18 protein-coding genes and 1 riboswitch are annotated in these 21781 nt (G+C 36.3%); of the genes, 15 read left to right on the top strand and 3 right to left on the bottom strand.

Going from position 1 to position 21781, the window contains the following annotated elements:
- The first annotated feature begins 313 nt into the window (after positions 1-313).
- The 8 genes from ACIP9C_RS19800 (at position 314) to ACIP9C_RS19835 (ending at position 10823) form a co-directional block, all read left to right on the top strand.
- Positions 314-1660: a cytochrome ubiquinol oxidase subunit I gene (locus tag ACIP9C_RS19800; protein WP_401013527.1), complete on the top strand. Its 1347-nt coding sequence runs from the start codon at positions 314-316 to the stop codon at positions 1658-1660.
- Positions 1657-2682, top strand: a complete 1026-nt coding sequence (locus ACIP9C_RS19805) for a cytochrome d ubiquinol oxidase subunit II (RefSeq protein ID WP_401013529.1) — start codon at positions 1657-1659, stop codon at positions 2680-2682. The genes ACIP9C_RS19800 and ACIP9C_RS19805 overlap by 4 nt, the downstream gene beginning before the upstream one ends.
- A 12-nt stretch (positions 2683-2694) precedes the next feature.
- Positions 2695-2817: a cytochrome bd oxidase small subunit CydS family protein gene (gene cydS, locus ACIP9C_RS19810; protein ID WP_401013531.1), complete on the top strand. Its 123-nt coding sequence runs from the start codon at positions 2695-2697 to the stop codon at positions 2815-2817.
- A gap of 188 nt (positions 2818-3005) precedes the next feature.
- Complete coding sequence (gene rlmD / locus ACIP9C_RS19815; protein ID WP_401013533.1) at positions 3006-4370, top strand: 23S rRNA (uracil(1939)-C(5))-methyltransferase RlmD; 1365 nt, start codon at positions 3006-3008, stop codon at positions 4368-4370.
- 573 nt (positions 4371-4943) lie between these two features.
- Entirely contained in the window at positions 4944-5798 is an 855-nt protein-coding gene (locus ACIP9C_RS19820) for a malate synthase (protein ID WP_401013536.1), read from the top strand.
- Between the two features lie 977 nt (positions 5799-6775).
- Positions 6776-7984, top strand: a complete 1209-nt coding sequence (locus ACIP9C_RS19825) for an MFS transporter (RefSeq protein WP_401013539.1) — start codon at positions 6776-6778, stop codon at positions 7982-7984.
- A gap of 418 nt (positions 7985-8402) precedes the next feature.
- A riboswitch (Lysine riboswitch) is annotated at positions 8403-8587 on the top strand.
- Between the two features lie 163 nt (positions 8588-8750).
- On the top strand, positions 8751-9467 hold the full coding sequence (locus tag ACIP9C_RS19830) for a cysteine hydrolase family protein (RefSeq protein ID WP_401013542.1): 717 nt from the start codon (positions 8751-8753) through the stop codon (positions 9465-9467).
- Between the two features lie 12 nt (positions 9468-9479).
- Entirely contained in the window at positions 9480-10823 is a 1344-nt protein-coding gene (locus ACIP9C_RS19835; protein ID WP_401013545.1) for an APC family permease, read from the top strand.
- A gap of 160 nt (positions 10824-10983) precedes the next feature.
- On the opposite strand, the gene ACIP9C_RS19840 is transcribed toward ACIP9C_RS19835, so the two are convergent.
- Positions 10984-11877, bottom strand: coding sequence for a 3-hydroxyacyl-CoA dehydrogenase (locus tag ACIP9C_RS19840; protein WP_401013548.1), 894 nt, complete (start codon positions 11875-11877; stop codon positions 10984-10986).
- A gap of 163 nt (positions 11878-12040) precedes the next feature.
- Here ACIP9C_RS19840 and ACIP9C_RS19845 point away from each other — a divergent pair, with 163 nt between their 5' ends.
- Entirely contained in the window at positions 12041-13123 is a 1083-nt protein-coding gene (locus ACIP9C_RS19845) for a LuxR C-terminal-related transcriptional regulator (RefSeq protein ID WP_401013551.1), read from the top strand.
- Positions 13124-13229: 106 nt separating this feature from the next.
- On the opposite strand, the gene ACIP9C_RS19850 is transcribed toward ACIP9C_RS19845, so the two are convergent.
- Positions 13230-13940, bottom strand: coding sequence for a FadR/GntR family transcriptional regulator (locus ACIP9C_RS19850; RefSeq protein ID WP_401013553.1), 711 nt, complete (start codon positions 13938-13940; stop codon positions 13230-13232).
- 238 nt (positions 13941-14178) lie between these two features.
- On the opposite strand from ACIP9C_RS19850, the gene ACIP9C_RS19855 reads away from it, so the two are divergent.
- Together ACIP9C_RS19855 and ACIP9C_RS19860 are read left to right on the top strand one after the other, a co-directional pair.
- Positions 14179-15564 (top strand): FAD-binding oxidoreductase, encoded by a 1386-nt coding sequence (locus tag ACIP9C_RS19855; protein ID WP_401013556.1) that lies wholly within the window; start codon positions 14179-14181, stop codon positions 15562-15564.
- 11 nt (positions 15565-15575) lie between these two features.
- Positions 15576-16559 carry a bile acid:sodium symporter family protein gene (locus tag ACIP9C_RS19860; protein WP_401013559.1) on the top strand — a complete coding sequence of 328 codons (984 nt, stop codon included), beginning with the start codon at positions 15576-15578 and terminating at the stop codon, positions 16557-16559.
- Between the two features lie 101 nt (positions 16560-16660).
- Here the strand turns inward: ACIP9C_RS19860 and ACIP9C_RS19865 are convergent, their stop codons facing one another.
- Positions 16661-17254 carry a TetR/AcrR family transcriptional regulator gene (locus tag ACIP9C_RS19865; protein WP_401013561.1) on the bottom strand — a complete coding sequence of 198 codons (594 nt, stop codon included), beginning with the start codon at positions 17252-17254 and terminating at the stop codon, positions 16661-16663.
- Positions 17255-17394: 140 nt separating this feature from the next.
- On the opposite strand from ACIP9C_RS19865, the gene ACIP9C_RS19870 reads away from it, so the two are divergent.
- From ACIP9C_RS19870 to ACIP9C_RS19885, 4 genes are all read left to right on the top strand, one after another.
- On the top strand, positions 17395-18165 hold the full coding sequence (locus ACIP9C_RS19870) for an SDR family NAD(P)-dependent oxidoreductase (RefSeq protein WP_401013564.1): 771 nt from the start codon (positions 17395-17397) through the stop codon (positions 18163-18165).
- 17 nt (positions 18166-18182) lie between these two features.
- Entirely contained in the window at positions 18183-18965 is a 783-nt protein-coding gene (locus tag ACIP9C_RS19875; protein WP_401013567.1) for an SDR family oxidoreductase, read from the top strand.
- A gap of 447 nt (positions 18966-19412) precedes the next feature.
- The gene (gene yfmT, locus ACIP9C_RS19880) at positions 19413-20867 is read left to right on the top strand and encodes a benzaldehyde dehydrogenase (protein WP_401013570.1); all 1455 of its coding nucleotides are present in this window, start codon (positions 19413-19415) and stop codon (positions 20865-20867) included.
- A 20-nt stretch (positions 20868-20887) separates the two neighbouring features.
- Positions 20888-21733, top strand: coding sequence for a methyl-accepting chemotaxis protein (locus ACIP9C_RS19885; protein WP_401013573.1), 846 nt, complete (start codon positions 20888-20890; stop codon positions 21731-21733).
- The last annotated feature ends 48 nt before the right edge of the window (positions 21734-21781 follow it).

A 21781-nucleotide genomic window follows, 5' to 3' on the forward strand; every position in this document is an offset into this window, starting at 1 on the left:
TGGAAATTTACACTTATTTGTTTATAATCCCCTCATAAATTGGGGTTGTGAACGAATTAAGAAAAATGTTTGGCGAATATGCGTATATTAAATGAACAAAATTTGAAACCTTTATAATAGGCCGAAGTTTCGGTCCATTTTAAAGGTTTTTTGCGTTGAAATAGTGGAAAATATGGGTATGGATAAGGAAAGGAAGTGGTGCAATTTGTATAAGTCACAGGAAAGAAAGCTTATTTGGTTAAGCTTTGGTGTTGCAATTATCATGCTACTTTCCATACTGGGAAGAATATTTGGTAGTTAGGAGGGTATTGAGATGATTAATGAATCAGCAGTCTTTTGGAGTCGTGCATTAACGGAGCTTACGTTATCGTTCCATATCATTTATGCAACGATTGGTGTCGGCGTGCCGTTAATGATTATGATTGCGCAATGGACTGGATATAAAAAGAATGATGAGCATTATATTTTAATGGCACGACGTTGGGCACGAGGTTTCGTTATTACCGTTGCTGTAGGGGTCGTTACAGGTACAGCTATCGGATTACAATTATCGTTACTATGGCCGAATTTTATGCAACTTGCAGGGCAAACTATAGCATTACCGCTCTTTATGGAAACCTTTGCATTCTTCTTTGAAGCCATTTTCTTAGGTATCTACTTATACACTTGGGATCGTTTCGATAGTCAGAAAAAACATATGCTCCTTCTAATTCCTGTTGCTTTAGGTGCATCCATGTCTGCTGTTTTTATAACAATCGTGAATGCCTTTATGAACGCACCACAAGGCTTTGACATAGTGGACGGTCAGCTCGTTAATATTCAACCATTTTTAGCAATGTTTAACCCAGCTATGCCAACTAAAGTAGCGCATGTGCTTGTAACAGCCTACATGACATCAGCATTTGTGTTGGCAGCAATTGCAGGCTATCGTATGCTTAGAGGCTCTGATCATATTTACCATAAAAAATCATTATTTTTATTAATGAAGATTGGTCTGGTTACATCGATTTCAGCTGCAATAATAGGCGACTTCTCAGGCAAATACTTAGCGGAATACCAACCAGAAAAATTAGCTGCGGCAGAATGGCATTTTGAAACAACAGATAAAGCGTCACTTATTTTATTCGGTGTGCTGGATGGCGAGGAAGTAAAGTATGCTATTAAAGTACCTTATGCATTAAGTATTCTGGCAGCTAATAATCCAAATGCAGAAGTGATAGGTTTAGATCAATATGCGGAGGAAGACCGACCACCGCTTTATATTCACTATCTGTTTAACATCATGGTCTTTATCGGCATGTTTATGGCATTAGTATCCTTAGTTTATGTAGTAGGGAAACTACGTCGTTGGCGATTTATTCATTCACGGTTATATAAATGGATTATTGTTGCCGGTGCGCCACTGTCCATAATTGCGATTGAAGCAGGTTGGTGGCTTGCGGAGGTTGGTCGTCAACCGTGGATATTATACGGTATTATGCGAACACCAGAGGGAGCAACAACGAGCGATCATGTGGATTTAATGATGCTTTTATTCTCAGGTGTTTATGCCGTACTTGGAATCGGTAGTACCGTTGTATTAATTCGCATGTTTAAAAAGAACCCGATTGAGCGTGAAATTGAAGATCGGAATATAGAAAAAGGCGGTGACATCATATGACATTAGAAATATTAGGAATTTCAGTCTTGTGGATTTTCCTTTTTGGTTATGTGATGGTCGCATCCATTGATTTTGGTGCAGGTTTTTTCAATGCTTACAGTCTCCTTATTGGGAAAAACCATATCATAACGAATATTATTAAACGATATTTATCGCCTGTATGGGAAGTAACGAATGTCTTTCTAGTGTTTTTCTTTGTTGGGATTGTAGGGTTTTTCCCTCAAACAGCATTTTACTATGGAACAATTTTGCTTGTACCGGTAAGTATTTCATTAGTGCTGCTTGCGATTCGTGGCTCGTACTATGCATTTGAATCGTATGGTGCACGTGGACATATTGGGTATTCTCTGACATATGGCTTAACAGGTTTACTTATTCCAGCATCATTATCTGTAGTATTTGCTATTGCAGGTGGCGGCTATGTAGATATGGTGGAAGGTCAACCAGTATTAAATTATTGGACACTATATACGAGTACATTTGCTTGGAGTATTGTCGTATTAAGCATAGCAGCTGTCCTTTATATATCCGCAGTATTTTTAACATGGTATGCACATAAGGCAACAGATGTAGAGGCCACAAACTTAATGCGAAAATATGCATTAGTTTGGGCAGCACCCTTAATGATTAGTGCACTTGGGATTATGTATGAAATGAAATCGATTAACCCTGAAAGCTATCAGCATATGGTTAACTTATGGTGGATGTTTGCTATTTCCGCAGTATTATTTATTATTACTGTCATATTGTTATGGATGCGAAAAAATTATGGGCTTGCTGTAGGACTATTAATCGCTCAGTTCGCGGTAGCATTTTTCGCTTATGGTATCGCACAATATCCATATTTACTGTATCCATATTTGACGATTTATGATAGCTTTACAAACACACAAATGGCCATTGCGTTAGTCATCGTATTTGTTTTAGGATTATGCCTGCTTCTACCTTCATTATATTTATTGTTGAAATTATTCTTATTCAACAAAAATTATGTGACAGGGAAAGAAGACCATCATGCATAGGAGGTTATAGCGATGGAAAAGTTTTTAATGTTTTATGCACCCTTTATTGTTGTCGTTATCGGGATTATTGTTATGTTCTGGTGGGCACCAAAAGATGATTATATAACGAAAAATAATGAAAAGAGTCGCGACTAGCGGCTCTTTTTTAGCACTGTCTGTGCTAAGGTTAACTATCAAATGAAGATACGCTAAGGAAAACGGGAGCTCGTTCACATTGCGAGTCATAGTTGTTCAAGTAGAATAGCGTGATAAATTCATGCCTTGTTCTTTTTTCCTCCGCTATCACATGCTACAATAAGAAGATTGAAATGGAGGATGTACGAATGTCAGCACCCGTAAAAAAGAATGAACAACTCACAGTTTATATAGAAGATTTAACACATGATGGCAATGGCGTCGCAAAAGTCGATGGCTATCCATTATTTATTCAAGGTGCTTTACCGAATGAAACAGCAGAAATTCATGTTTTAAAAACGCTAAAAAATTATGGCTTTGCAAAGGTGATAGAAATAATTAAACCTTCACCTGATCGAGTAGATGCACCTTGCGATTATTTTAAGCAATGCGGTGGCTGTCAGTTGCAGCACCTATCGTACGAGGGGCAGTTAAAGTGGAAGGAAAATATGGTGCGTAATGTTATGCAACGCTTAGGCAAAATTGACGCACCAGTTTTACCAGTGAAGGGGATGGAGGAGCCTTGGCAATATCGCAATAAAGCTCAAATTCCATTTTCTACAAATGACGCGGGACAAGTCATTGCTGGTTTCTACAAAACGAAATCCCATACAATTGTTGATATGGACCGCTGTTTAATTCAAACAGGCGAAGCGGACGCAATTCTTTCAGGACTAAAAAAAGAATTAACGGTAATCGGTATACAACCTTATAATGAAGCCTCACATGAAGGGATGCTGCGTCACGTCGTTATCCGTACGGCACGTGCAACAGGTGAGATTATGGTCGTACTCGTTACGAAAAAGAAAAAATTCCCGCAAAAAGAAGCGGCTGTAGCGAGCATATTAAAACTATTGCCAAACGTTACATCCATAATGCAAAACATCAATAGCGATAAAACAAACGTTATTTTTGGTGATGAAACGATCAACCTTTGGGGCAATGATGTAATCATTGATACGATCGGTGATGTGCGCTTTGAAATTTCAGCACGCTCGTTCTACCAAGTAAATCCTCAGCAAACGGAAGTGCTATACAAGCAAGCGCTAGACTATGCTGATTTACAAGGTCATGAACGTGTCATTGATGCCTATTGTGGCATCGGTACAATTTCTTTATTCCTAGCTCAAAAAGCGAAGGCTGTTATGGGTGTCGAAATCGTACCACAAGCAATAGAAGATGCAAAACGCAATGCAGAGCTTAACGGCTTTACCAATACGTACTTCGAGGCAGGCCCTGCAGAGGAAGTGATTCCACGCTGGTATAAGGAAGGTAAAGAAGCAGATGTCCTTGTTGTAGACCCACCACGTAAAGGATGCGATGAAGCACTTTTACAAACAATTTTAGAACAACGTCCAAAACGGGTTGTTTATGTATCATGTAACCCTGCTACACTCGCACGTGACCTTCGCATTTTAGAAGATGGCGGATACAAAACACAGGAAATCCAACCAGTCGATATGTTCCCACACTCCACACATTGTGAAGCGGTTGCGTGGTTGGAGTTATCTTAATAATGGGGTACACATACAATTCCTTAACAATTCGGATAATTTATAAGCTTTACTATATAATTTGAAAAGTAAAAAATTTCCTTACAGATCCTGATTTTGCAAATAACTTTTGCTAAATTGGGGTCTTTTTATTTGGAGCTTAATTGAAGAATATCATTGATTTATTTCATGAGGATATCCTATGCTTATCAACGGAAAACAGTTTTTTATAGAGGATTTCCAGAGGTTTCGAGCCTTTTTATAAGGTTCTTATTTGAAAATTATTTCATGAGGATTTAGAGAATAATTTTTAATTTTACATCATAATAAAACTTGGTGTCAATAATAAATTTGTGATTTTTTAAAAAAATGTTATAATAGTCTTATAGTTGTTTTTTTCAAATCGTATTTCGAATTCCACTGACCTTTTTTGCAGATAGAATTTGGATACGTTTTTTTTATATCCTTTATTAAGTAAAAAGGAAAAAATTAAAACAGTTATTTGAGCTTTTAAGATAATGTGTTGTTGAATTAACTAATTAATTTACTATCTAATAGTAACCGCGTTTTTATTCCAAAAGGAGGATTAGAATAATGAATCTAATCAATAAAAAAGTTACACATAAGCGTTTTGGCATGGGTAGTATAGTTAAACATAATGAGTCTATTATTGAAATACATTTTGCCTCGGAAAATAAAATGTTTGTTTTCCCTGATGTATTTGGAAAGTACCTAAAACTACATGATAAAAGTGATGCTCATTTAATTGAAAAAATAATACAAAAAAAGGAAATAGAACGAAAGGAGGAAGAATGGAAGAAGGAAGAAGAAAAAAAACTACAACGAAAAAACCAGAAACTTCGATTAGAACACGAAAAACTTATGAAACATCATAAACTCCATCCTGAATCACAAATGGTATTTAGGTGTGACATAGAAGAACAAAATAGTTCTGTTTCAGAGTGGAAGGTTTTTTCAGGCGCAATAAAAAGTGGTAATAACAAAGGGAAGCCAAACAAACCTATTCGCATGCACCAAAATAGTGCTGTCCTGTTAACAGCATTAGATTCCGGCATGCCTGAAAAAGACAGACGTATATTAGGTGTCTATATGGTGAATGAAGATTATATCGGTAAGCTGTGTGAAGATGGAAATATTCCTGCCCATTCAAAATACAGACTCCAACTTACAGAACAGGAATCGAATCAGCTACTTTTGTGGAAATATTATACAGATAAAAAATCCCCTGACAAAATGACATGGAATACAGGCAAATACCGTTATTTTGATAATTTATGGATGGCTCAAATTTTACTTGATATAGTTTCGTTGAAGAGTGAACCAACAGAAAAAGAGCTAGCACAACGATTTTTTAAACATTTTTGTAAAATGAATCAAATAACAGATCACGATTTACCAAAGCCTAATGGCGCATTAATGCGTATTTAGACTTTAGCCCAAAGATAAAAATGACAGGACACTGACATATTCTCCTATCTAATACTAATGCCGAACAGTGCCTGGCTCTGTTTGCTAATCAACGTGGGAGTTCATATAATTATTTATCAAGAACGAATTCTTATTAATGGGATTCGTTCTTTTTGTATTAAAAAATGAATAAAGATATTTTTTGTTGAATTTATTGAGCTAACGAAATGGGACTTTAATAGAATAAGCAAAAACCGAATATGATGAAGAAAATTGGCTCGATTCCACTAATTTGGAGTCGAGCCTATAAAACTAAACCCAACAACACCCCTGTGTTGCCGCATACACTTCGCACATTGTGAAGCGCTAGAATTAGCTGACCAACGCCTAACATTTAATTTTAAAAAAGACAACTAACCTTGCGTTTGTTGCCTTTTAATATGGAGTTTATCTTCGTGAGTACAAGTAAACCGCCCGATTACCCGATTAATGAATGAAGTATTTTTGGTTGAGTGGAGCAATTTCCATATATAAGTAAAATTCGTTGGAAGTATTGATAAAACAATCTCCGCATATCTTGACTAGTGTTTTTTTGAGAGCAACTATTGAAATTTATTTTATGAGTTGAAAGCATTACTAGAACGGGCTTAATTAATTTATTACCAAAATTTTCTTGTATAAAAATATAAATAATTTTGCTAAGATATCTTTTGAAATAATTTACCTTTAATACGGTCCAGAGAGGCTGAAAAGGGCTATATGATACTTTAAGCTATTATGTTAGTAATATCTTTGTTTATTCATGCCCTTTTGTCTGTTCTGACGGAAGGGCATTTATTTTGCATTTTAGCTGTGATTACACAACTAACGTACCTCTTTTAAAGGAAGTCCAGTGAGGCTTAAAAGGAGAATGGAAACGTTATATTTATATAGATACATCCATTCATTCGTAAATAAAAGAGATTTATTTCATCTAGAACATACTGGAGGAGAGTAGAATGGATTATCGAAAAAAAACCGTGGTCGCATCGGTAGCTGGTTTAACATTAGAAGGCATGGACATCATGTTTATCTCTTTTGCGATGACAATGATTATTGCAGAATTTAACATTGATTTAGCAACTGGAGGACTTATTTCTTCTATAACGAATGTAGGGATGCTATTAGGAGGAATTGTTTTCGGAGTTTTAGCAGATAAGTATGGAAGGGTAAAAGTCTTTACCTATACCGTCATCTTGTTTGCAATTGGGACGGCTTTAACAGGATTAGCCACTAGCATTGAACAAGTGTACCTATTTAGATTTATCGCAGGAATAGGTGCCGGAGGAGAATATGGTATTGGTATGGCACTTGTTGCAGAAGCTTGGCCGAAAAATAAACAAGGGCGTGCATCTTCATATGTCAGTGTAGGTGCTCAATATGGTGTTATTTTAGCAGCATTACTAAGTGCCATCATTCTTCCTACATTAGGATGGAGAGCATTATTCTTTGTTGGTGTAATACCTGTTATCTTTGCCTTTATCGTAAGGAAAAATTTAGATGAATCACCTGAGTGGCTCGCTGCTCAGAAAAATAAAAAGGCTAGTAAGAAAGATGAAAAGGGTAAGCTGGTACAATTGTTTGAAACGCCTCGAACAGCGATTACAACAATCTCTTTAATCATAATGGCAACTGTTCAAATTGCGGGTTATAACGGATTAATGATTTGGTTACCATCAATGTTGCAACAGTCCCAAGGTTTATCTGTTTCAAGCTCTGCCATCTGGACAATTAGTACAGCCGTTGGCATGATTATTGGTATGTTAACCTTTGGACTATTCCTAGATCGTTTTGGCGCAAAGCGTGCCTTTGGCGTCTTCCTTATTGCCTCAGCATGTGCTGTGTTTGCATACTCTTATGCTACGGGTAGCGTTGGTGTCCTAATAGGTGGTGCAATTGTCGGATTCTTTTCAAATGGTATGTTTGCCGGATATGGAGCGTTGATTGGCAGTCTATATCCCGTTCAAATTCGAAGTACGGCAACAAATACAATTTTTAACTTTGGTCGAGCTATAGGTGGTTTTTCACCAATCCTTGTCGGCTATATTCTACAAAGTTATGATATGAAAGTTGCGATGCTCTACTTAGCAGGTTTATATTGTATATCCTTTATTGTCATGCTAATGCTTAAAAAAGATAATAGAGGAAATGTAAGCGAAACTATTTAAACAACGTAAGTTTATTTATCCACCATTTGAAATGCATTAGCGTTTTAATTGGTGGTTTTTTTATATTCAGAGATTACTACATTCCTGAGGAAGCAATCTGTTCTCACTGGCTAAGTCCGATGCTTTATAAACAAGGAATTGCTTCGAAGTTTCTCATGTCATGCTGAAAGAAGAAGTACCAACTTTATAAATTATATTGTAAATCGAATTATTAGAATGTGGATAATTAAGCTATTATACAATTTGTGGTATATTATTATATTTATTGCAAATAATTATTGTATAAAAGTATTTATTATGTTATTTTTTTGAAGAAGTGTGCTGCAAATCTTATAAAATATAGTAAATTTAAAGTTGACATAGAAAAAACGCAATAATATAATTATTTCAAACAATTAAATAAACCTCACTTTTTCGATAGTGAGGTAGAGGCGCGACAATTAACAGTACCTAATGGAGTCCGAGAAGATGAAGATGTTAGGTAGAAGGAAGTGTCGCCGAAGTATGTGATGAGTTCTCGCCATCATATGCTGGGTCTGTAACGAATAGTTACAGGACTGTCTTCGTAAACATACTTGTTTATGAAGTTGTGCTATCTCTGTTTAGACAAACAGTGGGAATTTTAAATGGTCGATTCATTTTTAGTTTCTAGCTTTAAAAATGAGTAGGTCATTTTTGTGTTAGACAGATTCTTTTGCACAAAGGAGTCTGTTTTTTTTTATTTGTCTAAACAATTTGGAATTAGAGGTATTTTGGAGGAATTATTATGGATAATACATCAACATTATATTATGAATTTTTACCGACTGACGGTCAAAAAATAAACGTGGACCCTGATAAAACAGCATTACTAATCGTAGACATGCAACACCAGTTTATTAGCCGAGACGGTTTAGACGCGCAGGTTGCAAAAGAAAAGGGAATGTTTGAACAGTGGGAATACTTCTTTAATCGTATCGACAATTTAACGATTCCGAACAATAGAAAGCTTTTAGATTTTTTCCGTACTAATAAATTAGAAGTAACATTTGGTCGCATTGCTTGCCATCATAAAGATGGACGAGACCGTTCTCCTGTACAACGCCGTCCAGGATGGAACAATATTTTATTGCCAATCGGTGATCCAGGAGCGGAGATGGTGGATGAATTAAAGCCTCTTGATGACGAGATTGTTGTAAATAAAACGACAGATAGCGTATTAAGTGGAACGAATTATGAATTTTTACTGCGCAATATGGGCATTGAAACAGTAGTTTGTACAGGGGTTGTAACTGACCAATGTGTTGCTTCAACAGTTCGAAGCTTAGCTGACGCAGGATTTGAAGTTATTTTAGTTGAAGATGCATGTGCAGCTGCAACGCAACAGCTTCATGATGCTGAAATAATGATTATGAATCAAATTTATTGCCAAGTAATGAGCACAGATGAAGTAATTGATTTAGTAACGGAAGAATTATCAAAACGTAACCCAGTGAATGTGTGAGAGGAATAGACTATGAGTCAAACACCCAATGATCATACACCACAGTTAAAGCGTGTTTTAACATTAAAAGATTTAGTCATTTACGGCATTGCTTTTATGACACCGATTGCGCCAGCTTATATTTATGGCTTTGCAGCAGAGTCTACAGGTGGGATGTTGCCATTAGCCTATTTGATTGCAATGGTTGCAATGATGTTTTCTGCCTATAGTTACGGTCGAATGGCTGCTGTTTTTCCAAATGGAGGGTCAACTTATACATATACGCAACGTGCCATCAATCCACATTTAGGATTTTTTGCTGGGTGGGCGATGTTTATGGATTATGTTTTAGTGCCACTCATTGTATTTATGGTAGGTGCTTCATATGCGAATGCATTAATACCATCTGTTCCGTATTGGGTATGGGTGTTACTAATTGCAGGTATTATAACTACTGTAAATATTTTAGGAATTGGTATCGCAGCAAAAACAAATCAAATCCTCGTTATTTTTATGGGAGTTGTAGTCGTTATTTTTGTGATTTTTTGTGTGAAGTCAGTTGTCGGTGGGGAAAGTGGTACGTCGCTCTTTACTGTTTTGCCGTTCTTCAACGATGAAAAATTCGTTATGTCAGCAATTATTTCTGGTGCAGCAATGGCTTGCTTCTCGTTTTTAGGGTTCGATTCGATTACAACTCTTTCTGAAGAGGCAGTCAATCCAAAAGATGATATTTGGAAGGCAGCTATTTTAGCTTGTTTAATCGGAGGACTTATTTTTATTGGACAAGCTTATGTAGCTCAGCTCGTTTGGCCGGATGTTACAAACTTTAGCTCAGCTGATACGGCATTATTTGATATAGCGGAAAAAGCAGGAGGTGCAGTTCTTGCAACGCTTTATACGGTTGCGATTATTGTATCGACAGTGACAGCTGGTTTAACAGGGCAAGCAAGTGCATCTCGATTAATGTTTAGTATGGGACGTGATGAGGTACTTTCGAAAAAGTTTTTCACACATTTACATCCAAAATATCAAACGCCGATATACAATATTTTATTGATGTGTGCAATTAGTGTTTTAGGAGCGCTGTTTTTATCAGCAAATTTCGTAGCAGAGTTAATGAACTTTGGAGGCCTGACAGGATTTATGTTTGTTAACTTGTCAGTAATCGTATATTACTTCTTCCGTAAAAAAGAAAAGAAAATAATTCGATACTTATTAATTCCAGGGTTAGGGTTCGGAATTTGTTTCTACTTATTCATTAATTTATCACCCATGACATTGAAGATAGGCTTTTTGTGGCTTGCAATCGGTTTTATCTATGCTTTCATTACGACGAAAGGTTTCAAAAAGAAACCACCAACTTTTTCGGAATTATAAAATACCGAAAAGCTTTCAGTCAATAGCATACCTCGGTTAGCGAGAGTTGTGACTTACAGTGTGCCCGCGGAAAGCACTGCCGTAGCGGACATCAACGGTGATGCAAAAAAAGTGTTAGATTGATGTAGTCAATCTAACACTTTTTCTCTTTTGCCCCAAATTAATTTTTTTTGAGAAAGTCTTTATCTAAATAGGCTGGATTAGGATATTTATAAAAACCTTCCCCTGAAGACACACCCATTTTCCCTAAATCGATATATTCTGCTTTAATTTTTTCTGCTATGATTTTGGCAATTGGATCAATATCTGCCTTCATCACATTTAAGTTATATGGTGTTTCCATGCCAACTATATCTAGAAACCCGAAAGGACCTAATGGTGAACCAGTTGAAATCATCCAGTTTTTATCAATTGTATGTGGGTCTGCAATTTCATTTGCCCAAAGCCCCATACCAGCACTTAAAAAGGGGACAGACAGTGTATTTAAAATATAGCCTGGTTGTTCCTTCTTTAAATGGAATGGAATCATGCCGATAGTACGTGCAAATTCAACTACTTGTTCAGTGTACTGTGGATCAGTTCCTTCATGACCCATCACTTCGGCTGTATTGTTTTTCCAAATTGTATTTGCAAAGTGTAATGCTAAAAACTTCTCAGGTCGTCCTGTAAATTGTGCAAATTGACTAGGTAACAGAGTGGAAGAATTAGATGCAAAAACCGTTTTTGCTGGTGCTACTTTCGCTAGTTGCTCATAAAATGATTGTTTAATTTCAATACGCTCCGGTACTGCTTCGATAACTAAATCTACCTCAGATACTGCCTGCGCTAAATCTGTGAAAAACGATAAGCCTTCTAACGCTTTAGCTGCACGTGCAGTATCATTAAAATAATCTCCGTATGTGTTTGATAACGATTCTATGCGCTGTTGCGCTGTAGTAATGGCATTATCATTAATGTCATATACATTTACTTCATATCCAAAAAACGCAGTTTGAAAAGCAATTTGACTTCCTAATACTCCGCTACCTGCGACTAATATTTTTTTAAACTCCATATTTAGTACCTCATTTCTTGATTAGAATACCCTTATATAAATAGTTGAACTAAATAACAAAATTAAGTTGTTACTTTTAGAGTGTAAATGATAGAGTAAATGCAAAGATACCTGTAATTGGGGGTATATTCATTCAAAACAAACATGTAAATGTAGGTGTACTATGACTAAAATAAACTTTCAATATGTATTGTTTCATAAAATGCACCATCAAGATATTGCATATGCGTGGAATAAGCATTTGCAATCAAGAAAAGAGTTAAGTGAGCAGGAAATTATTCAAATTGGTTATTGGTACCGCTCTTGGTTGACGTTTTTAAATGGTCAGTTAAAAAATAAAACGATTCAACGGGAGGAGCTAATTAACTGGGCTACTATGCATAGTCGACTTTTACCAGAAAAATTACTAACAACATTTCCTTCATTGTCTTATTACGCAACAAAAGATGTCCTTGTACAAATTAAGCATCCGTATACAGATGAAATGTTAAAGTATCACGAAAAAGTACTAGATGTATTACGCCTTATAAACAGTAAAGTATTACAATCTCCAATAAAGGTTGAAATAAGTCGTGAAAGTTTGCTAAAGTTACAGCGCTTTAGCAAATTGCTCATTCAATTAGATGGTGTAGATCATATGCCAACCATTTTATCGAAAGCACAGGAAAACTTCGGCTATCAACGTGTCACATTTCATAGCTATAATCCATGGCTTAATGAATTTTCAGGTGTATACGGTTCTGAGCTACACAAAGTACAAATGCTAAAAGGCAAGCTGGAGGATGAGCCCGTATTCGCTATTAAAAAACCTCTTTATTTAGAACAACCAGCGCCATATATAAATCCTATTGCAATTGAATTATTGAATGTATCTACGATTATTTTTATTCCAATTCAGCAAAATGGACAATTATTTGGTTGGTTAACATTTGACCAATGTGGAACGCCCTTTTCATATAATGAAGAAGAAATGCAATTACTTGAAGAAGTGGGGAACTTAATAGGCTGTTACTTTTCAAGGACACGCAGTACACAACGGCTACTGCATGACTTAAAGTTAACAGATAAAGACTTGGCGGTTTTATTTTTATTAGCGGAAGGATTCAGTAATAAAGAAATGGCAGAGCTTCTCGTTGTCAGTGAGTACACAATTCGTGACTATATTCAAAAGCTACTAACTGTATTTAATGCAAAAAACCGTACACAAATAATTGCGACGGCTTTTCGAATGGCTGTTTTAGAATAAATTAAATTTTTGAATGAAAAGACGAATCTTAAGAGATGGGATTCGTTTTTTTAGTTTTAAAAAGAAGTAAATCTATAGAGAGTAGGGCACTTTATTTGATTAGCTCTCAAATATGATTAAAAAGTGACTCTGTTAATTCTCTTCTTATTTGCTTAATATGCTTTTCCATAAGTTGTTTAGCTTGATTTGCTTCGCCAGCTGCGATTGCCAAGTAAATTTCTTTATGTTCATCAATAGTCTCTTGCGTACGTTCTACATCTCTCAAGCGTTGTGTTCGGGTAACTCGGATTGTATCTTGCATATGTTCGCTAAGGGTTTGAAACAATTGCGAGAAGATTGAGTTATGTGAGGCGAGAACAATATTAATATGGAAACTGAGATCAGCTTGTATGCCTAGTTCCACATCATTTTTAACTTGATCCATCATTTCTAATGCATGACCAATTCGTTCTAAGTCTTCTGAAGTGGCACGTTGTGAAGCTAAAAAAGCACATTCTACTTCAAGTGTCTGGCGTAGCTCTAACATTTCATATATTAATTTTTTTTCAGTTTTTAAGATTGTAGAAGAAAGCTCTTCTCCTAATGAATGGCTTTCCTGTGTTTTAACAAAGCTGCCACTGCCTTGTTTAATTTCAATAATTCCTTTTATTTCAAGCTTCCGAAGTGCCTCCCTAACCGATGTTCGACTTACATTAAACCGACTCGCTAATTCTCTTTCTGTCGGGAGTTTTTCTCCAGGTTGTAATTCCCCATTTAAAAAAAATTCATTTATCTGATCAACAATTACTTGATAGGCTTTTTTTCTTGGTTGCAGCATTACCTATGTCCTTCCCCTCAATTACCTAGTATTATAAACGCTTTAATCATACAGAAATACTTCATTGTTATCAATTAAAGAAAATTAATAATTATTGATATTTTCAGAATATTAAGTATAATAATAATGGTTGGACCAATTTCGTTATTATGTGAATTGGTATGACATCTAGTATTCAAATAGCAAAAAAACATAAACAAGTACTGTGAAGGAATGAGAGTACAAAGGGGAGAAAAAAATGATTGCAACAAATGAAGAATTGGTGATTGCTCTAAGAGGTGCTCTTTCTGAAAGCCAAGTAACAATCAATCAAACGATTTTAGAACAACATAGTAGTGATGAATCCTATCATAGAGTTAGTTTACCGGATATTGTTGTGTTTCCGACAACGACGGAAGAAGTGAGTAGGACAATAAACATAGCAAACCAATACAAAGTTCCAATAGTGCCATTTGGTCGAGGAACAAGCCTAGAAGGGCATGTTATTCCTTACGACCACGGGATAACGATTGATTTTTCCAACATGAACAAAATTTTAGAAGTTAGGGAGAAGGACTTTCTCGTAAAAGTACAACCAGGGGTAACGCGTTCGCAGTTGAATAAAGAATTGAAAAAATACGGATTGTTTTTCTCTGTCGATCCTGGAGCAGATGCAACACTCGGGGGGATGGCAGCAACAAATGCCAGTGGAACAACATCTGTTAAATATGGAGTTATGCGCGACCAAGTTCGAGATTTAGAAGTTGTTCTTTCAGATGGTGAGGTAATTCATACTGGGAATTTAGCAGAAAAATCATCCTCTGGCTATCATTTAAATGGTCTATTTGTAGGGTCTGAGGGAACGCTTGGTTGCTTCACTGAATTGACGCTAAGAGTCTATGGGCTTCCTGAACATGAAATGGCTGCTCGAGCATCATTCAAAACAGTCAATGATGCTGTTGAAGCAGTCGTAAGTATTTTACAAGCGGGAATTCCCGTTGCAAGAGTAGAACTGGTTGATGAGCATTCGATAAAACAAGTGAACTTGCATAGTAAAACAGCTTATGAGGAGCAGCCAACCTTATTTTTAGAGTTTCATGGAAATGAAGCTGGCTTAAAGCAAGACGTTGACTTTATGAAAGAAGTTGTAGTGGAGCACAATTGTGAAAATATTGAATTTGAGTCCGATAATGCAGCTCGCAATCAGCTGTGGGAAGCTCGTCATAATTTAGCTTACGCCTATGTCCATGGACACCCAGGAAAAAAACTTATGGTGACCGACGTTTGTTTACCGATTTCAGAGTTAGCAGGGGCCATTGAACATGCAAGAGAAGCCCTTAATTTATTAGCACTTACAGGGGGAATTGTGGGCCATGTTGGTGATGGTAATTTCCATGTTCTTCTAATGATTGATATGAATGATTGTGATGAAATAAAAAAAGCTGATGAATTCAATGAATTGATTGTAATGTATGCACTTGAACGAGGGGGAACTTGTACAGGAGAACATGGTGTCGGTATTGGGAAACAGAAATACCAAGAGAAAGAGCATGGAAAAGCATTGCTGGTGATGGAAAAGATTAAGCAAGCGCTCGATCCTGATGCTCTTTTGAATCCAAATAAAATATTAAAAATAAAGAAATAGGGAGTGGAAATATGAAATTTTTAGAAGCCATTAGTACGATAGCGGGAAAATACTTTGCCGTATGGGTTATCTGTATAGCTGTTATTGCCTTTATAGTTCCTGATCCATTTTTAATATTTGGAGGATATATTACGATTTTGCTAGGCATCGTTATGTTTGGTATGGGGTTGACGTTAAAAGCGGTTGATTTCAAACTAATCTTAACGAATCCATTGCCAGTCATCATTGGCGTATGTGCTCAATATATTATTATGCCACTTACAGCTTTTTTAATTGCTTATATTATGAACTTACCAGCGGAATTAGCTGCGGGGCTAGTCCTTCTCGGTTCTGTTCCAGGGGGAACTGCTTCAAACGTTATGGTGTATCTAGCTAAAGGTAATGTACCGTTATCCATTACAATGACATCTTTTTCGACGTTACTAGCCCCAATTGCAACACCATTAATACTACTATTACTTGCCGGTAAATGGATGCCTGTAGATCCAATGGCAATGTTTACTTCAATTATTCAAGTAATTATTTTGCCTATTATTCTAGGTATTGTTATAAGAAGAGTTGCTCCTCAAGTTGTAGAAAAAAGCATCAACGTCATTCCTCTTATCTCTGTAGTTGCTATTATAATTATTGTCTCTGCGGTTGTTGCCGGAAATGTTGATAGCATTGCTTCAGCTGGATTTATTATATTTACGGCAGTAATGCTTCATAATGCTTTCGGTTTGCTGCTGGGTTATTTAACAGCGCTAGTGTTAGGACTAAATGAAAGTAATCGAAGAGCTATTTCAATTGAAGTAGGTATGCAAAACTCTGGTCTTGGGGTGGCGTTAGCGACTGCCCATTTTGGTCCGTTAGCTGCATTACCGAGTGTTCTTGGTGCTGTATGGCATAATATTTCTGGTCCAATTCTAGCCACGTATTGGTCGAAAAAAACGGAGAATGTAGAGAATCATCTTAGTAAAAACATACAGGAAAGCAACGTCGGAACACATATTTAAATGTAAAATTAAAATGTTCGCTTCCATGTTGCATGGGTGAAGTTAGCTTAATAATAACTAAAAGAACGAATTTCCGACGGTGGAATTCGTTCTTTTGTTTGTTAACTATCGATTTCTTTTATAATAAAGCCTCTTGCAAAGGTGTTGAAAATTCGATTGAGACGCTCTGTCATTTCACCAGGTGTCGCATCAAAATCTTGTGCAATCCAGTCCAAAATCAACCCAGCTGTCCCATAAGCCATATAGCGCTTTTGGGAGTGATCATCAACAATAGACACGCCATAATGTATATCAAATTTATCTTTTAGTAAATTAAAAATCGCTTCAGGCAATTGCTGGTGAATGCGCGGTAACGTATCTTCTAAAAGTAGTAATGTGAAGTAATCACGGTGATCGTAAATGTAATACAACAATTCAAAGGAATGGGTAGTCAACTCCTGTACTTTCACACGACTATTACTTTCATACTTAGACATGCTGTTATATTGAATAGCTTCAAACATTTCTTCCATTAACTCTTCAACAAGATCATCTATATTTTGGTAGTACACATAAAAGGTTGTCCGATTATATTGAGCATAATCTACAATATCCTTCACTGTAACAGCACTAAATCCCTTTTTATGTACCATATCAATAAATGCCTTTTTCAAGAAATGCTTTGTACGTAAAGCTTGATTGGAATTAGATTTCATCAAATTTATCTCCTACATTAGACAGATTGATAAAAAGTGTTGGTTTCTTCGACATTATAGCAAATATTAAGGATGGCTTACAGAAAGTGAAACGGATTAAACTATAAATGTAACAATAATCTTTAGGGGAGGTACAAAAAATGAGATTTGAAAACAAAGTTGTCATTATTACAGGTGCTGCAGGAGGTATCGGTAAAGAGATTGCTCGCAAGCTTGCAGGAGAAGGAGCTAAGTTAACTCTAGTAGATTTAAATGAAGCTACTGTGAAAGCGGTTGCAGAGGAGCTTAACTTAAGTGACGATCGCGTACTGACTTTAAAGGCAGATGTTTCTAAAGAGGCAGAAGTAAAAAATTATGTTGATCAAACTGTATCAAAATTTGGTCGCATTGATGGATTTGCAAATAACGCAGGGGTAGAAGGTCCAGCGAAAATTTTAGAAGAAATTACTGAACAAGATTTCGATTTCGTATATAGCATTAACGTAAAAGGTGCTTTCTACGGTTTAAAATATGTAATGCCAATTATGAAACAGCAAAAAGCAGGTTCAATTGTCAATACAGCTTCTGTTGCTGGATTAATTGGTTCGCCAAATATGATGCTATACAATTCGTCAAAACATGCTCTAATGGGCATTAATAAAGTAGCTGCATTAGAAGCTGCTCCTTATAATGTGCGAGTGAATACAGTCAATCCAGGTGTTATTAATACACAAATGATGCGCCAGATTGAGGCAAAAGTTGCACCAGGTGCCGCAGAGGCAGCGCAATCCGCATATCAAGATGCAGTGCCAATGAAGCGCTATGGTGAACCAAATGAAGTAGCAAATGTCATTGCATTTTTACTATCAGACGAAGCTTCTTATGTAAGTTCTTCATCCTACACAGTAGATGGGTCACTATATAATATTTAATAACGGAGGAATTTAATATGAAACGTTTTGAAGAGAAAGTAGTCGTTGTAACAGGAGCAGGATCTGGTCTTGGCCAAGCAGCAACACTTCAATTAGCAGAAGAGGGTGCTAAGCTAGTCTTAGTTGACTTGAATGAAGCAGGTTTAAAAGAAACAGAGGAAAAAGTGTTAGCCATTTCACCACAGGCTGAACTGTTATTAATTGCAGCAAACGTAGCAGATGAAAATGCTGTCAAAGGATTTGTAGATGCGACTGTTGAAAAGTTCGGAAAAATTGACGGTTTCTTTAACAATGCAGGCATCGAAGGAAAACAAAATTTAACAGAGGACTTTGGTATTGATGAGTTCCAAAAAGTTGTGTCTATTAACTTAAATGGTGTATTCTACGGCATGAAATACGTCTTAAAAGTAATGAAAGAACAAGGGTCAGGATCAATTGTCAATACAGCATCTGTAGGTGGTATTCGTGGTGTTGGTAATCAATCAGGCTACGCAGCATCTAAACATGGTGTTGTCGGATTAACACGTAACTCGGCAATTGAATATGGGCAATTTGGTGTTTCTATTAAAGCAATCGCACCAGGTGCCATCATGACTCCGATGGTAGAGGGCTCTTTACGACAAATCGGTGGAGATAATTGGGAAGAGGTAGGTAAAGAATTCGTAAAACCAAACCCAATGCGCCGCTTCGGTAAACCAGCAGAGGTTGGTTACTTAGTTGCCTTCCTACTTTCTAATCAAGCAGACTTCATAAATGGTGTTGTTGTGCCAATCGATGGTGGACAATCATATAAATATTAATTATGTTGGAGAGCTACGATAGCAATCTTCAATAGTAAGGAAGGTGAAATTGACTATGTTCAATTTCACCTTTCTCTTTTTTTTATTCTTTTAGCGATACATCAACATCCTGAAATAAATGCTACTAACTATAAATACAGATAACCAGAAATTCGCAGTGGGTACGAAGAAGATGCTATTTCAGGCTATCGTTTAGATGAGTAAGGAGCGCCCATCATTTCCAACTTGACCGACTTTGGGTCAAATGTAATAAGTACAACAGATTATATATTGAAAAGAAATTTAAACCGATAAGGTCCTTTTTGTAGAGGGGGATTTTTAAAAATAGGGACAAAGCATAATGTAATTAAAATGAAAAACCTTCAAATTTTTTGTTATTTTATAAATTTTTATAAATATTTGTCGATATTTGTATTACACACATCGTTTTAATTTGGAGGTTATAAAATGGATATAAAAAAATTAGGAAATCAATTTATAGGAGGGGAATGGAGGGAAGGACAAAGTAATAGCCTTTTACATGACATAAATCCCTATTCTGATGAAGTAATAACAGAATTTAAATTAGCAAACGTTTCTGATATTGATTATGCATATCAAGCAGCGCAACAAGCTAAGCAAGAATGGGACAAAGTAAACCCATATAAAAAGCGTGATATTCTTGAAAATGCAGTGAAATATATTGAAGAAAACGAAGAGGCCATTACATCTATTATTATGGATGAATTAGGTGGGACAAGATTAAAGGCTGCTTTTGAAATTGGTCTTGTTAAGAATATTATTAAAGAGGCTGCAACATTCCCAATTCGTATGGAAGGTAAGATTTTACCTTCAACAATCGATGATGTAGAAAACAGACTATATCGCATTCCAGCAGGCGTTGTTGGCGTCATTAGTCCATTTAACTTCCCCTTCTTTTTATCAATGAAATCTGTAGCACCTGCATTAGGTGCTGGGAACGCTGTTGTATTAAAGCCTCATGAAGATACACCTATTACAGGTGGGACATTAATTGGAAAGATTTTTGAAGAAGCTGGTGTACCAAAAGGATTAATAAATGTTGTCGTAACGGATATTAATGAAATTGGGGATGCATTTGTTGAGCATCCGATTCCAAGGATTATTTCCTTTACAGGCTCAACAAAGGTAGGAAGTTACATTGGTCAAGTAGCGATTAAAAATTTCAAAAAGCCATTATTAGAGTTAGGTGGCAATAGTGCATTTATCGTATTAGAGGATGCAGATATGGATTATGCAGTTGGTGCAGCGACATTTAGTCGATTCACACACCAAGGGCAAATTTGTATGTCAGCAAACCGCATTTTAGTGCAGAAATCGATTTACAATGAGTTCCTTGATAAGTATGTAGCGAAAGTTTCTTCACTTAAAGTTGGTGATCCAAGAAATCCTGAAACAATCATTGGTCCAGTCATTAATGACCGCCAAGCAGCTAACCTAGAAGCAATGATTGAAAAAGGTATTACTGAAGGTGCTAAGGCCGTTATTAAAGGTAATATTAAAGGTAGAATGGTAGAGCCGACTATTTTAGCAGATGTAACAACAGACATGAGTGTGGCACAAGAAGAGCTATTTGGCCCAGTTGTTTGTGTTATTCCATTCGAAACGGAAGAAGAAGCTATTCAAATCGCAAATGATACTCGTTTTGGATTAAGCGGTGCAATTCATACGTCTAACCTTGAACGTGGTGTTGAAATGGCTAAGAAAGTACATACAGGTATGATTCATGTAAATGATTTAACAATCAATGATGAACCAAATGTTGCATTTGGTGGCGAAAAACAATCAGGTATCGGTCGCTTAAACGGAGAATGGAGCCTTGAAGAGTTTACAACTTTAAAATGGATTTCTGTAAACTATAGCAAAAGAATTTTACCTTATTAAGGACAAAGGGGTCGGTCAATATGCAAGAAGCAGATGTAATTAGCGCGTTTATTAAAGTAGCTCCTTTGTTAAATGGGCTTATTCAAGACGATATTACGGTAGGCATTTACGATACTGAGAAATTAATCATTAATATTCCAGCGAAGACATTCACCTTAAATGTTACGCCTGGGGATCCACTTGTTGAAGGTGATGTAATCACAAATGCGATTAAAGCGAATAAATCTTTATCAGCAGTTATACCGAAAGAATTATTCGGCTTCCCACTTGTTGCAAGAGCTATTCCGCTTCACGATAGTACTGGGAAAGTAATTGGCGGGGTTGGCATTGGTACAAGTTTGGAAAAGGCTCATAAACTATTCGAAATGGCTGAAAGTTTCTCTGCGATTGTAGAGCAAACGGCTGCTTCTATTGAAGAAATTAGTGGCTCAGTAGGAAATTTATCCGACCGTGTGAAAGACATGACCTCTTCAATGAAAGATGTGAGTTCAAGTGCGGAGGAAATTGGTGAGATTTCTTCTGTAGTAAAAGGAATTTCAGATCAGAGTAATTTATTGGGTTTAAATGCTGCAATTGAGGCTGCACGTGCAGGCGAACATGGTAAAGGATTTGCAGTAGTGGCCGATGAAATACGTAAGCTTGCTACAAATTCGAAGCAAAATGCAGATCAAATTAATCATATTACAAAAAATATTCAACAGCTTCTAAAAGTGTTAAATCAATCATTCGCAGAAGTCAACACATTAACAGATACGCAATCTGGTTCTATCTACGAGTTTTCTTCAACGATTCAAGAAATAAGCTTAAAAGCTCAACAATTAGCACAATTTGCTGAAGAGATTTTATACGATAAGGAAAAAAAATAGAGAGAAATTTTAAAGATTAAAGACGAGCTCAAGGAAGAGCGTGTCTTT

The sequence above is a fragment of the Lysinibacillus sp. NPDC093210 genome, from assembly GCF_044753985.1.
Lineage (GTDB): Bacteria > Bacillota > Bacilli > Bacillales_A > Planococcaceae > Lysinibacillus.

Excerpts from the sequence above, each read along its gene's own strand:
- ACIP9C_RS19855 (WP_401013556.1), top strand. The coding sequence starts at position 14,179 with ATGATTGCAACAAATGAAGAATTGGTGATTGCTCTAAGAGGTGCTCTT.
- ACIP9C_RS19825 (WP_401013539.1), top strand. The coding sequence starts at position 6,776 with ATGGATTATCGAAAAAAAACCGTGGTCGCATCGGTAGCTGGTTTAACA.
- ACIP9C_RS19830 (WP_401013542.1), top strand. The coding sequence starts at position 8,751 with ATGGATAATACATCAACATTATATTATGAATTTTTACCGACTGACGGT.
- cydS (WP_401013531.1), top strand. The coding sequence starts at position 2,695 with ATGGAAAAGTTTTTAATGTTTTATGCACCCTTTATTGTTGTCGTTATC.
- ACIP9C_RS19840 (WP_401013548.1), bottom strand. The coding sequence starts at position 11,877 with ATGGAGTTTAAAAAAATATTAGTCGCAGGTAGCGGAGTATTAGGAAGT.
- ACIP9C_RS19860 (WP_401013559.1), top strand. The coding sequence starts at position 15,576 with ATGAAATTTTTAGAAGCCATTAGTACGATAGCGGGAAAATACTTTGCC.
- ACIP9C_RS19845 (WP_401013551.1), top strand. The coding sequence starts at position 12,041 with ATGACTAAAATAAACTTTCAATATGTATTGTTTCATAAAATGCACCAT.
- ACIP9C_RS19850 (WP_401013553.1), bottom strand. The coding sequence starts at position 13,940 with ATGCTGCAACCAAGAAAAAAAGCCTATCAAGTAATTGTTGATCAGATA.
- ACIP9C_RS19805 (WP_401013529.1), top strand. The coding sequence starts at position 1,657 with ATGACATTAGAAATATTAGGAATTTCAGTCTTGTGGATTTTCCTTTTT.
- ACIP9C_RS19885 (WP_401013573.1), top strand. The coding sequence starts at position 20,888 with ATGCAAGAAGCAGATGTAATTAGCGCGTTTATTAAAGTAGCTCCTTTG.
- ACIP9C_RS19870 (WP_401013564.1), top strand. The coding sequence starts at position 17,395 with ATGAGATTTGAAAACAAAGTTGTCATTATTACAGGTGCTGCAGGAGGT.
- ACIP9C_RS19800 (WP_401013527.1), top strand. The coding sequence starts at position 314 with ATGATTAATGAATCAGCAGTCTTTTGGAGTCGTGCATTAACGGAGCTT.
- ACIP9C_RS19865 (WP_401013561.1), bottom strand. The coding sequence starts at position 17,254 with ATGAAATCTAATTCCAATCAAGCTTTACGTACAAAGCATTTCTTGAAA.
- ACIP9C_RS19820 (WP_401013536.1), top strand. The coding sequence starts at position 4,944 with ATGAATCTAATCAATAAAAAAGTTACACATAAGCGTTTTGGCATGGGT.
- ACIP9C_RS19875 (WP_401013567.1), top strand. The coding sequence starts at position 18,183 with ATGAAACGTTTTGAAGAGAAAGTAGTCGTTGTAACAGGAGCAGGATCT.
- ACIP9C_RS19835 (WP_401013545.1), top strand. The coding sequence starts at position 9,480 with ATGAGTCAAACACCCAATGATCATACACCACAGTTAAAGCGTGTTTTA.
- rlmD (WP_401013533.1), top strand. The coding sequence starts at position 3,006 with ATGTCAGCACCCGTAAAAAAGAATGAACAACTCACAGTTTATATAGAA.
- yfmT (WP_401013570.1), top strand. The coding sequence starts at position 19,413 with ATGGATATAAAAAAATTAGGAAATCAATTTATAGGAGGGGAATGGAGG.